Annotated in this window: 11 protein-coding genes; 3 read left to right on the forward strand and 8 right to left on the reverse strand. The window is 40.7% G+C overall.

Going from position 1 to position 13,298, the window contains the following annotated elements:
- The first annotated feature begins 34 nt into the window (after window positions 1-34).
- On the forward strand, window positions 35-2,080 hold the full coding sequence (mnmC, locus tag ACSLUK_RS07675; RefSeq protein WP_448547951.1) for a bifunctional tRNA (5-methylaminomethyl-2-thiouridine)(34)-methyltransferase MnmC2/FAD-dependent 5-carboxymethylaminomethyl-2-thiouridine(34) oxidoreductase MnmC1: 2,046 nt from the start codon (window positions 35-37) through the stop codon (window positions 2,078-2,080).
- Window positions 2,081-2,146: 66 nt separating this feature from the next.
- Here mnmC and ACSLUK_RS07680 read toward each other — a convergent pair whose 3' ends face one another.
- From ACSLUK_RS07680 to nhaA, 4 genes are all read right to left on the reverse strand, one after another.
- Window positions 2,147-2,419, reverse strand: coding sequence for a YfcL family protein (locus ACSLUK_RS07680; RefSeq protein ID WP_448547952.1), 273 nt, complete (start codon window positions 2,417-2,419; stop codon window positions 2,147-2,149).
- Window positions 2,420-2,439: 20 nt separating this feature from the next.
- Window positions 2,440-3,567, reverse strand: a complete 1,128-nt coding sequence (locus ACSLUK_RS07685) for an ATP-NAD kinase family protein (protein WP_448547953.1) — start codon at window positions 3,565-3,567, stop codon at window positions 2,440-2,442.
- Window positions 3,554-4,105: an elongation factor P hydroxylase gene (locus ACSLUK_RS07690; protein ID WP_448547954.1), complete on the reverse strand. Its 552-nt coding sequence runs from the start codon at window positions 4,103-4,105 to the stop codon at window positions 3,554-3,556. Before ACSLUK_RS07690 ends, ACSLUK_RS07685 begins: the two co-directional genes overlap by 14 nt.
- Window positions 4,106-4,258: 153 nt before the next feature.
- Window positions 4,259-5,431 (reverse strand): Na+/H+ antiporter NhaA, encoded by a 1,173-nt coding sequence (nhaA, locus tag ACSLUK_RS07695; RefSeq protein WP_448547955.1) that lies wholly within the window; start codon window positions 5,429-5,431, stop codon window positions 4,259-4,261.
- 244 nt (window positions 5,432-5,675) lie between these two features.
- Here nhaA and ACSLUK_RS07700 point away from each other — a divergent pair, with 244 nt between their 5' ends.
- On the forward strand, window positions 5,676-6,146 hold the full coding sequence (locus tag ACSLUK_RS07700) for an Lrp/AsnC family transcriptional regulator (RefSeq protein WP_448547956.1): 471 nt from the start codon (window positions 5,676-5,678) through the stop codon (window positions 6,144-6,146).
- Window positions 6,147-6,257: 111 nt separating this feature from the next.
- Here ACSLUK_RS07700 and ACSLUK_RS07705 read toward each other — a convergent pair whose 3' ends face one another.
- The 4 genes from ACSLUK_RS07705 to dnaK all read right to left on the reverse strand — a co-directional run bounded on the left by ACSLUK_RS07705 (window position 6,258) and on the right by dnaK (window position 12,076).
- Window positions 6,258-6,920, reverse strand: coding sequence for a hypothetical protein (locus ACSLUK_RS07705; protein ID WP_448547957.1), 663 nt, complete (start codon window positions 6,918-6,920; stop codon window positions 6,258-6,260).
- Between the two features lie 397 nt (window positions 6,921-7,317).
- Window positions 7,318-8,190 (reverse strand): hypothetical protein, encoded by an 873-nt coding sequence (locus tag ACSLUK_RS07710; RefSeq protein ID WP_448547958.1) that lies wholly within the window; start codon window positions 8,188-8,190, stop codon window positions 7,318-7,320.
- 563 nt (window positions 8,191-8,753) lie between these two features.
- Window positions 8,754-9,890, reverse strand: coding sequence for a molecular chaperone DnaJ (gene dnaJ, locus ACSLUK_RS07715; RefSeq protein ID WP_448547959.1), 1,137 nt, complete (start codon window positions 9,888-9,890; stop codon window positions 8,754-8,756).
- Between the two features lie 260 nt (window positions 9,891-10,150).
- Complete coding sequence (gene dnaK, locus ACSLUK_RS07720; protein WP_448547960.1) at window positions 10,151-12,076, reverse strand: molecular chaperone DnaK; 1,926 nt, start codon at window positions 12,074-12,076, stop codon at window positions 10,151-10,153.
- A gap of 513 nt (window positions 12,077-12,589) precedes the next feature.
- Here dnaK and ACSLUK_RS07725 point away from each other — a divergent pair.
- The coding region (locus tag ACSLUK_RS07725; protein WP_448547639.1) for an IS4 family transposase at window positions 12,590-13,298 on the forward strand (709 nt) is incomplete at its 3' end.

The following is a 13,298-nucleotide window of genomic DNA, read 5'->3' on the forward strand; positions in this document are numbered from 1 at the left end:
ACTTGTACACTGATTTTTCAAAACCAAATTGGTAATGCTAGGCAGTATAGGTAAAATAGCGGCCTTGTATAGTCTTTATTTTATTTTTTCACGCATGCCAAACAAAGCCAAGATCATTTTTCAAGACGACGGTTCTCCTTATTCGGAAGAATTTGACGATATCTATTTCGATACTGAGTCGGGCTTTTTGCAAAGCGAGCAAGTGTTCGTTAATGGCAATAACATTTCCCAACGATTAATAAATGCAAAAGATGAATTTACCATTGCAGAAACAGGCTTTGGTACAGGACTTAATTTTCTGTTAACTCTGGCGGTATTCCACGAGCTTAGCACTCAACATGCACTGCCAAAACTACACTTTGTTTCTACAGAAAAATATCCGCTATCAAAAGTACAGCTTAAACAATCGCTGTCATCGTTGTCTTCACTCACGGAAGAGACGGAGTCACTTCTCAGCAATTATCCTGATGCGTTAACCGAAAATACGACGATGCAGTTCTTGAATGGTGCAGTAAGGCTGACGATCTTAGTTGGGGACGCTACCGCGGGATTTGAACAATTGCCAGTACCGCGCTCAGGTCTTGTCGATGCATGGTATCTTGACGGTTTTTCTCCAGCGAAAAACCCTGACATGTGGCAACCTAAGCTTTTCGAACAAATGGCTCGGTTATCAAAGCAACTGGCTACCGTTAGCACGTTTACTGTTGCAGGCATTGTGCGTAGAGGTCTTGTTTCAGCGGGATTTAGAGTGCAAAAGCAAGGCTATGGGGGAAAGAAGAAAGAAATTCTCATTGGCAAATTCCAACAAAGTGGCAAGTTTGGCCAGGGATATAAAGTTCGACCGCTATACAATAAGCCTCAACACGTGACTATTATTGGCGGTGGCATAGCATCAGCGTGTGCAGCCTATTTTCTTGTGCAACAAGATATAAAAGTTACGATATTGAGTCGCCATAAGGCGCTGGCGCAAGGTGCTTCCAGTAATAAGATTGGCGCTATTTACCCTCTGCTGCATCAAGTAAAAGATGGCATTAGTTTGTTTCACCATCAAGCATTTGAATTTGCACTCGATTTTTATCACTCACTGATTGCCCAAGGATTGGAGTTTTCTCATGGCTGGACAGGATTACTAGAACTTGCACACAGTGCTGCATTAAAGAGTCGACAACAACAGTTTACCGACACTGATTGGCCATCATCCCTTGTGTATCCTGTCGACCACAGTCAAGCAAGCGAACTCGCCAACATGCCTCTAGCAGATGGTGGCCTGTATATGCCAAGAGCTGGTTGGATAGCCCCAGCCGAGCTTGTTACCGCAATCTTGAAAGCATGCGAAAAAACCAGACTGCTCAAACTCAAATTTAATGTAAACGTAGACGAAATTTTTCAGCAAGAAAACGGTAAATGGCTTTTGTCGACCAACAAAGGACAACTAAAAGCAAGTACATTAGTGTTAGCTGGCGGGGCTGAAATGCTCCCACTTAACTACTTCAATCAACTGCCTTTTAGTCCCGTACGTGGTCAGGTATCAGAAATGCAGACTAATGCCAACATGGCGAAATTAAAAACGGTGATATGCCACAAAGGCTATATTACGCCTGCACATAACCAGCTTCACTGTATTGGTGCTACATTCAATAAAAACACAACCGATATTACTTCGAACAAGGCTGATGATGAATATAATTTGGAAATACTGAACAAGACTATGCCCGGTATTACAGACTGGACGCTGAACGACGTTGTTAATAGCAACGCACGTATTCGTTGCATGACGCCTGACCATTTGCCTGTAGTAGGCCCTATGCCGAATATTGCAGAACATCTGAAGGAATATGCCCATCTTGCCAAAGACAAGAACTGGCGCTATCAGCAAATTTCCCCTAGCGTTGCCAACCTTTTCGTATTGTCAGGATTGGGGGCAAGAGGGCTATGTAGCGCGCCACTATTAGCCAATATCTTGATATCGGATATCTGTGGTACCCCATATCCAATTGATAATCACATGTTGTTTAACGTTAGCGCTAATAGGTTTGTAATAAGAGATATTATTAAGCGCAAAGTTAACGTAGATGAGTAATCATTATTTCCCCTCAAACGTTAACTTGTGTGCGTCAATTAGAATATCCCTAAGATTACCTAAATATTAATGACAAAACGCAACTGCGAGTGTTTGCCAATAGTTATTTACGATAACTCGATCGGCAGGCGTTAACTCACTACGAGCGTCTTGTACTTTTTCTGCGATATCCTCAGCCAGTGATTTAGTGAGCTGCTGTGTTTCATCACCAAACTGACTCGCTGACAAACTAATAAAGCCACGTAAGTAACTGCTCGCAAACAAGTCATCTGCACTGGCGTCTTGTGCAACTAAATCATCCAAGTATTCATATAAATGCGCTAAATTATTAAACTTCATTTTTGTTCTCTCATTTTTCACTATTGAGGACTGGCAACAGGATAAAGTACCTGATCATTGTAACCTGTAGTAATGCTCATATAACCTGTTAATTCACTATCAAGCTCGCTATCTCCCGTATCAACGATTAATGGTCTGGCATTAAGTGCAGAGAGTTTGTTTTTAGTTGCAATGATAATAATATTGTCTACGCCAACAGCGCGTATCACACGTGGACTTAGCTGTTGATTACCACGTCCAAAAATGTGGCCTTGACCACCGATCAGTGTAATCACTAGCTTTACTGATTCAGCTTGTTGTATATGCGACCACAGTTCATTTTCTGTGACATCGCTCGCTATCAGTGCGTGATCCTGAACAAGATCAACCCCCAACAAGGTGTTATCTAACCCCATTTCCTCCATCAAGAAAGCCGTTGTGGAACCAGAGCCAACGATATAGAGCTCGTCTTCCATTTGGTTGATAACGTGGGCGGCAATATCTTGTAAAACCAGCTCATCAGATTCTTTGCCACCAGATTTAACCGCTTGAACATAACGTAACTCACAAGGGACTTGCATTTCGCCATAGCGTTTCGCTTTCACGACCCCTTCTCTGAACAATGATTCATCGATATCCATTACGTCGGCATCAGTTAGTGTAACCAGTTGGTTAGTCACCATTTTTTCAACCACACGCCCCGCTGCCTTAGGCGTAACAGCATAAACGCCTGAGTGAATCTTACATCCAGCTGGAATACCTAGTACAGGAAAGCTATCACCAACAACATGACAAACATTACGTGCCGTCCCATCGCCACCTGCAAAGAGTAAAATATCAACGGCATTAGCTAACATCGCATCGACAGCATTTTCTGTATCCAATGATGCCGTCACTTCAGACGCTGTCTGATAGATGAGGTGAGTATCAAACCCTAGTTGACGAGCGGCGTTTTCGCCCATTTCACCATTGACTGTATATATTTGAATTTGCGCTTGGTAAGGTAAAAGCACCGTCAACGCTTGTGATGCTCTTTGATTAGCCATCGCCTTGGCGCCCAATGCCAAAGCTTTATCAGCAATGCCCTCACCGTCACTGCCCTTCAAAGCGACACTTCCACCTAGCCCCGCTATAGGATTGATGATTAATCCAAGTTTAAACTTCTTCATATAACTCTCTGTCTAACGTAAATCGCTCGGCCGACAATGGCATAGGTTGCTGATAATGTGCAGCGAGTGCGGAAATAAATTGTTGTGCTCGTTTGGGAAAGCCATTCTCTAAGAAGTCGATCACTTGCTTGTACACTTTAAGCTTGAATGCTGCCGTATCCGCAGGATGACCATTCAAGTTATCCGCCGACACATTAAACTTGTGATTACTTGCTACACAGAATGCCCATTCTATTGCCTGTGGTTTAACTTCGACGTTCTCAAACGCTTTTTGTTGCTCTTCATTACGTCCATCAGGTAAATACCAATAACCATAATCCTCAAGCTGACGACGAGCAGCCCCTGCAACACACCAATGGGCAATTTCATGTAACGCACTAGTAAAATAACCATGCGCAAATACAATTCGATGAAATGAAAATTGTTGGCACGCAGGCAAGTATACAGGCTCATCGTCACCACAAACTAGTCGGGTGTTATGCGTCTCGTAAAAAGTGCTATCAAACAGGGGTATCAATTCTGAGATTTGATGATTCATGGGAATTAATCTAGAAAAACAACTTAGACAATTTTGCGCGGTATTGTATACAAAGATGGCGATAAAATCATCGCCATCTTTCATTTTCTTAGTAACTTTTTGAGTAAAAAGAGTATTAAACTTTAGCCTTTCCACCCAAAGTCGGTTTGAACACTAAGGTTGTTTTTTAAGCGCATGTTTAATAGTAAAGTAACCTAATAGGCCAGATATTATTGAACCGACTACGATGCCTAATCTATCTTGAAACAGTGGCGATGCGGCATTTTGTTCGAATGCTAAAGAACCGATAAACAAACTCATCGTAAAACCTACGCCACAAAGCATCGACACACCGTACAATAATGTCCAGTTTACTTTCTCCGGCAACTTAGCAAGTCCAAGCTTGATCGCAACAAAACAAAATCCAAACACCCCTATTTGCTTTCCAACGATGAGGCCAAGAATTATCCCTAACGGCACAGGTGATACGATTTCAGAAACTCCCACGCCATCAAAGCTTATGCCTGCATTAGCAAAGGCAAAAATTGGCAAGATTATAAATGCCACCATTGAGTGTAAGTTATGCTCTAAGCTTTTTAATGGAGACGGCTCCCCTTCTTTGCCTTTGATAGGAATAAACAATGCTAGCGCAACTCCCGCTAGAGTCGCATGTACGCCAGATTTAAGTACAGCTATCCATAGGACAATACCAAAGAAAATATAAGGTGCTGTGTCAGATACGCCACGGCGATTAATAATGAATAATACTGTCAGCACAGACAACGACACAATCAGAGATAGTAGTGATAATTGGTCGGTGTAGAAAAGCGCGATAACAATAATCGCTCCTAAATCATCAAAAATCGCTAAAGACGTTAAGAATACTTTCAGCTGCAGCGGTACTTTGCTACCGATAATAGCCAAAATACCAAGTGCAAATGCGATATCCGTCGCTGTAGGAATCGCCCACCCACTGATTGCTTCCGGATTTTGGTAATTGAAAGCCACATATATTAACGCTGGCACTAACATACCACCTACAGCACCAACTGCGGGCAACATAATTTGCCCAGGTTTAGATAGATCACCTTCCAAAAATTCGCGTTTAAGCTCTAGCCCCACAAGGAAAAAGAACAGCGCCATTAAGCCATCATTGATCCAGAGTAACAACGGCTTGGCAATTTCAAACGAGCCAATCGCCACCATAACGGGTACGTCAAGCAGTAGATCATAATACGTAGATAGCGGGGAATTAGCGACAATGATAGCTGCAACCGCGGCTATCATTAACAGTATCCCGCTGGACGCTTCCAGTTTTAGAAAGTCTTGAATTGATTTGAGTGCCATAATCTTCCTTTAAATCCGTGACATTTTCGACATATTATGTCTGTACGATAACATACACAATGTTATTAGTGTTAAGTTTTGTAATGTTTTCGCCAGATTACTGTTGTAAATTCGATATAAATCTATTTTTTCGACATAAATTTGATTATTAGCCAACTTAGTCTGGTTTTTCGATTAATAATAAGTGTAGTATGCAATATCAAAGAGGAACAAAAGACAGCTATTGCTTGCTCGCGTGGATTGAATGAAAAAATTAGATGATATAGACCTTCGAATATTGACCATTCTGTTTAAGAATGCCGATATTACGAACAAAGAATTGGCCACCCATATTGGCATAGCGCCTTCAACTTGCCTTGAGCGAGTTAAACGCATGAAATCAAACGGTATCATCAAAGGGGCTTATATTGATATTAATTTTCAGAATATTGGCGGAAATATTGAAGCTATCGCTGCCATTAGGCTGCAACCCTACTCGGAAGAAATCGTTAACCGGTTAAGAGACGATTTACTACAGCTACCAGAAATAGTTAGCTTATATCATATGGGTGGAAGTTATGACTATTTCATCCACATGTCGGTTAAAGACAGTGAGCACTTGAGAAAATTTGTATTTGAGGCAGTCACGTCAAGAGATGAAGTGCAGACTGTAGAAACGTCATTAATTTTTGAACACAGCCGTAGTGGCGTATTGCCAAACTTTCCAGAAGATTAGCGAACGAAATACTAATAACCAAATCAATAAAAAGCGCCTAAGACCCACATAGGCGCTTTATGTTAAGCAAATAAATAGCGATTACACTGTTCCGATATATTGTATTTCGGGTTATTTAGCAAAATCCTGAGTTTCATAATATAAGGGTTTCAACGTGCCGCAATTTAAAAATCGACGCAATGTTTCATCTTGCGATGGTACACCAGAAGATGTATTAATTGTTTGCAAACAGCCCGCTGTTTGGTCGATAAATAATAACTGATCATAGCTTGGTGCTTGCTGAATTTGATGCACGTAAATCTTGTCATTCTTGTTGATAGACACAACATCGTACTTATGCAGTCGATTAGACTCTTGTAAATCGTCTAATTTTCTTACATATAACAGCTCATCAAAAATCAACGGCATTTTCTCATAGGTAACAATGCCATCCCTCTCAAAGTGACCTATGTATACGTCAGCCGTTAGGGTCATCTTTTCGCCTCGCATTAGCCTTTGGAGGTTGAACTCTTCTGGCTTAATAGTGACAAGCTGAGCATCTCTTACAAGCTGTACCAACGCGACATCTTTTGTTTCTATTTTATAAAGCAACTGTACGTCATGAGGCTTATGATACAGCGGTAGGTGCGAGGCATAAATTTTTGAGCTATGGCTCACAAGTACCATACCATGGACACCAACATATTCAGGATCAAGGGGAGGAAGCTCTTTTTCTTCGGCATGTGCGAATCCTAGTAGACTCACAAAGAATAAAATACAGCTAATAAACTTCATATTCTTCTCAAAAAAATTAAATTATAGATTGTAAATTATAGGACAGTTCGCCCTGTATCTCGATATAAAAAAGCGTGAGTTTTGAGGTAGAAATAGTTAACTTTCACAGGACGAGTTTTCCTATAAATTATGTTGGTTAACTACGTGGCCGTAACGCTAGTTTGAGACAAACATGCGTAGGAACAGGCATTTTTTAGATAACGCTGCTAATATCAAGCTTAGACAGTCTAAGAAAATGTAGAAAGTGAAGTCCAATTCCTTTCGTATGAAGAAAATTGGATCGTGGTTCATTGACATTACAAACCGCTGCAATTCACGTTTTATGAGTAAAATAAATTATAAAACATAAATGGCAGCTATCACTACTTACTGCCATTTTCCATGACTTATATCGCGGCTAGCATTTTACTAGTTCAAAATAAATAGGTGATCCATTGATGTAGTACCATTGCCTGCAATGTGTTTGCTCTCCTCCACTATTGTAACCTCCTGAAGAGCCAGTAGAACCAGAACCAGAGCCACTACCGTTACTTCCAGCACCACCACCGCCAGTACCTGTCCCAGAATCGCCACCAATATTGTCGCCAGACACATTGCTACCATCGCTTGGTATATCAATAATTGAAGTATGAATAACACTACCATTCTTCACCTTGATAGTGTCACCAACTTGTAAATCACTTCTTCTTGTATTTAGAAAATTCTTAACTTCTTGCGTAAGTGCGCCACTAGTAAATGCAAGGGCACCATTAACTAATCTTGCAACCTGTTCAGCTGTAAGGTTTGTATATTTCGCCATAATTAGGCTACTTACTCTCATAGCTGGCACAGCCAACGCAACAGCTACAGCTGTATTTGCGGCAAGATCTAATGCAGCTAATGCTCCTTCTACACCGTCTATGAATTCTTGAGTGACTGTGAACTCTAACGTTATACCATTCAAGTATTGTGCAATTTCATTGGAGGCCCAATCTTCACATGTATAGTGCGGGTCATTTTCACAAGATAGTGGGTGATCAAAATAGGGTTCTGGTTCAGCTAAGAATTCAGGAAAATGCCTGAACTTAAAACTAGAAAGTGTAAAACTTTCATCTAAATAGCCCTGCATAAAGACATCAAACACTTGGGTGTTTTTGGTGTCTGGATACCAATCAAGATAGGTTTTAACTACTTGTTTTTTATCACAAGTATTTTCACAAAATATTTGAACAGGCGATTCAATGTTACTTGTTTCGTTGAATGCAAAACTAGCAAATGATACGGTAATCAAAGTTGATAATATAGATTTTTCATTAATTACATTTCCTTTTGTAAAACTTCATAATCTACAATATTTAATGTTACAAACTTGTAAACAACAATTTGAAATAAGGAAAAACATTGAATAACAGATATAGGCTTACAGCCGTATTCTCAATTTTTGCCAGCTTAATAACTACATCAATAGTATTTGAATATTACCTTGTATACGATATTTTCAAATATTCAATACTATTCTTATGCACCTATCCAATATACTTTAAGATGTCGTACGCCATTTCAGGTTGGATATTTAAAAATGATAATAATAGCAAGTAAAGAAACACTATTAGTTACATGTCACTTTCGCAAACGAGTAATTAAAGCGTAAAAAGAAAAGCAAGAGAGTAGGGACAACCAACCAATATCTGCTCAAAATTCATACCACCTCTAGGGCAACAGTATTAGCCAAACCTGATTAGAACTTGAAATTCAATTATGACACAACCAAATAACACTAATTAATTTGAGGTAAATAGAAACAAAAAACCCCGCGAATTTCGCAGGGTTTGTTATTGAACTGGTCGCTATGAATTAGCTTTTCAGGTCATCAAAGAACTTTTTCACACCATCAAAAAACCCTGTTTCCTTTGGACGATGATGCGCCTTCTTACCTTCGATAGCTGTTTCCAACTGTTCAAGTAATTCTTTTTGTGCATTAGACAGGTTTACAGGTGTTTCAATAACCACTTTACACATTAAATCACCAACAGATGCACTTCTAACCGACTTCACACCTTTACCACGTAATCTGAACATTTTCCCAGTTTGCGTTTCTTTAGGGATTTTCAGCTTTACTTTACCTTCAAGCGTCGGCACTTCGATGTCTCCACCTAACGCAGCGGTAGTGAAGCTAATTGGCACCTCACAATATAGGTTATTTTCATCGCGTTCAAAGATAGGATGTTGTCTCACGCTTACCTGAACATATAAGTCGCCTGCCGGAGCTCCGTGTTCACCGGCTTCACCTTCGCCAGTCAATCTGATGCGGTCACCCGTATCTACGCCCGCCGGTATTTTCGCGTTTAACGTTTTAGTTTTCTGTACACGACCTTGACCATGACATGAATTACAAGGATCTGTAATAACCTTGCCTTTACCGCCACATGTAGGACAAGTTTGCTGCACCGCAAATAAGCCTTGACGCATTTGCACTTGCCCATGGCCATGACATGTAGAACATGTGCTAGCTGAAGTACCTTTTTTAGCGCCACTGCCATTACATGGATCACAACTTACGTAAGTTGGTACTTTAATTTCTACCGATTTACCTTTCACTGCATCTTCAAGTGACATTTCAAGGTTGTAGCGTAGATCAGAGCCTCTTCTTGCGCGTGATTGGCCACCACGGCCGCGACCGCCACCAAAGATGTCACCAAAAACATCACCAAAGATATCACCGAAATCTGCGCCACCGCCAAAGCCGCCACCGCCCATGCCACCTTGTTCAAAAGCTGCATGGCCGTATTGATCGTAGGCGGCACGTTTTTGATCGTCACTCAGTACTTCGTATGCTTCTTTGATCTCTTTAAACGTTTCTTCTTTTTCTTTATCTCCCTTTGTACGATCAGGGTGATATTTCATCGCTAAACGTTTATAAGCTTTTTTAATTTCTCGCTCACCAGTGTCTCTTGAGACACCTAGTACTTCATAATAATCGCGTTTTGACATATCTTTTTCTTTACTTCAATTAAATTGATATCTATTTGTGTAGTTTTCTTTGTATGTGTATTTCAAAAAAAACTATACAAAAAGTAATCAGTCAACATTCAAATTTACAGCGTTCACTATGTTGGTGAACACAACAAAGCGCCGATCAACGACGCTTTGTTAATATAAGGCTTCGACACAGTCGTAATACTAAGTGGTTTGAACCGTGCGATAAAAATAACAAGGCCTTTATCGCACTACTCACTTTGTATCTTCGTTAACTACTTGTCGTCTTTAACCTCTTCAAACTCAGCATCAACAACATCATCTGCAGGAGCAGAACCAGCGTCTTGTGCTGCACCTTCAGGTGCCGCGCCACCTTGAGCTTGCGCTTTAGCTTGAGCAATTTCCATTAACTTAGCTGACGCTTCGATCACCGCTTGTGACTTAGTTTCAATTGCTTCTTTGTCATCGCTCTTGATAACTGATTCAAGATCGCTAACAGCTGCTTCAATTTTCTCTTTGTCTTCAGCTGGTAAATCATCACCTGCTTCTTCTACTTGCTTACGAGTAGCGTGAACAAGTCCGTCTGCTTGGTTACGTGCCTGTACAAGTTCTTCGAACTTAGCATCTGCATCAGCATTTGCTTCTGCATCACGTACCATTTGCTCTACTTCATCATCTGATAAACCAGAAGAAGCTTTAATAGTTATCTTCTGTTCTTTACCTGTGTTCTTGTCTTTTGCAGACACGTGTAAGATACCGTCAGCATCAATATCAAAAGTAACTTCGATTTGTGGCATGCCACGAGGTGCTGGGTCGATACCTTCTAGGTTAAATTGACCAAGAGATTTGTTAGCTTGTGCTTGCTTACGCTCACCCTGCAACACATGAACAGTTACTGCTGCTTGATTATCTTCAGCAGTTGAGAATGTTTGTGATTGCTTAGTAGGGATAGTTGTGTTCTTGTCGATAACTTTTGTCATTACACCACCCATTGTCTCAATACCTAGAGATAATGGCGTAACGTCAAGTAGCAATACATCTGTAACATCACCAGCAAGTACACCTGCTTGTACCGCAGCACCAGAAGCTACCGCTTCGTCAGGGTTAACATCTTTACGTGGTTCTTTACCAAAGAAGTCAGTTACTGTTTTTTGTACCAATGGCATACGTGTTTGACCACCAACCAAGATAACGTCAGTAATGTCTGAAGTAGACAAATCAGCATCCGCTAATGCAGTTTTAAGTGGCTCAAGCGTTGCTTTAACCATGTCTTCAACAAGCGACTCTAACTTAGCACGTGTAACTTTGATGTTCATGTGCTTAGGACCTGATGCATCAGCAGTGATGTATGGTAAGTTAACATCTGTTTGTTGTGCAGAAGAAAGCTCACATTTCGCTTTTTCAGCCGCTTCTTTCAAACGTTGCATAGCTAATGGATCTTTTGTTAAATCCATGCCTTGGTCTTTCTTGAACTCTTCAACTAAGTAGTTAATTAAGCGGTTATCGAAATCTTCACCACCTAAGTGCGTGTCACCGTTAGTAGCTAGTACTTCAAACGTATGCTCGCCTTCAACTTCGTCAATTTCAATAATTGAAATATCGAATGTACCACCACCTAAGTCGTATACAGCAACTACTTTATCACCTTGTTGCTTGTCCATGCCGTAAGCAAGTGCTGCAGCAGTTGGCTCATTGATGATACGCTTAACATCTAAACCAGCGATGCGGCCAGCATCTTTAGTTGCTTGACGTTGTGAGTCGTTAAAGTATGCCGGTACAGTAATTACCGCTTCAGTTACTTCTTCACCTAAGAAGTCTTCAGCAGTTTTCTTCATTTTCTTCAATACTTCAGCAGAAACTTGTGGTGGCGCCATTTTTTCGCCTTTCGCTTCAACCCAAGCATCACCGTTATCAGCCTTAACAATAGAAAATGGCATGATGTCGATATCACGTTGTACTTCTTTGTCTTCAAAACGACGACCGATTAAACGCTTAATCGCAAACAACGTGTTTTGCGGGTTAGTTACCGCTTGACGTTTTGCTGGCTGACCTACTAATGTTTCACCTTCTGCAGTGTATGCAACAATTGAAGGAGTAGTACGATCGCCTTCTGCGTTTTCAATTACACGAACTTTGTCACCGTCTAGAACAGCAACACATGAGTTAGTTGTCCCTAGGTCAATACCAATAATTTTGCCCATCTTTAGGATCTCCGAAATTCTATAAATTACTATTTTCTGTTGATGAAAACTTAATGGGGGCTGCAAAACCGTTTTCAATAAAAAAAGTAAAAAAATGTGAAATTTTTTCGCCCGTTCTAAATAGAGCAATGATTTTTTGTGAGATTAATACCAGTCCGCATAAAGAATTACCCGCTTAGAATGACATGGGCGGCATTAGAACAAACGAAATAAGTGTAGATATAGTTGTTCTACATTAAGCTTATTTTGTGCAGTTATCATGTTGCCCATGCATTCCCAAAGGGCGAGTTTTAAAGGCTTATATGCTGCGTTATTGATTTTAACAAGGCTCCTACATGGATGTAGGTTATTAGAGCAACGCAGGACGCAGTTGCCGAGAACAACCATTCTTTGCAATCAATGCCTTGCCTCTAAGTAATGCCGATCAGTTAAGGTTTTAATTTGTGGGATCAATTGAACGATCCTATGGATATGCAACAATCCGATGTCATTGTCTGATATCGGATTGTTTTTATGCGCTTTGAAAGTGAACTCGCCACTGCCTTTAACTCATGTAATACCTTCAGTACTTTTGAAAAATATGCCGAGTTGCTATCTCCAGATTTAATTCAACAGGGGTTCAAGCAAGCTGGTGTCGCCACGATAAGAAAGCGCCGCTTACCACTCGAAACTGTTTTATGGTCAATCATAGGAATGAGTTTTTATCGGCAAAAATCGATGTGGGATATTGCCACTCAAATGGATATCATGTTGCCTGATAAGAAGCCCCTCATTGCACCAAGTGCTTTGGTTCAAGCACGGCAAAGGCTTGGCTCTGAAGCGGTTAAGAATGTATTTCGATTAATGGCCCAACATGGATATAAAAACAATCAATTCGAGACATGGGCTGGGCTGAATCTTTTAGCCGTTGATGGTGTGGTATGGCGGACAGCAGATACGGAAGAAAACCACCAAGTATTTGAAACTCAAAGTAATGGTAGACGAGAGTATACTTATCCTCAAATCCGTATGGTTTGTCACATGGAAATAACTAGCCATCAACTGATTAACAGCGCTTTTTCTGGCTATCGCACCAACGAAATGAAACTTGCAGAACAACTCATAGATGATACACCTGACCATTCACTAACCATGTTTGATAAAGGGTATTATTCTCTCGGCTTGCTCAATCGCTGGCATCAGCGAGGTGAGCAAAGGCATTGGATGATACCAGCCCGTAAAG

This window comes from Thalassotalea fusca (assembly GCF_053485835.1).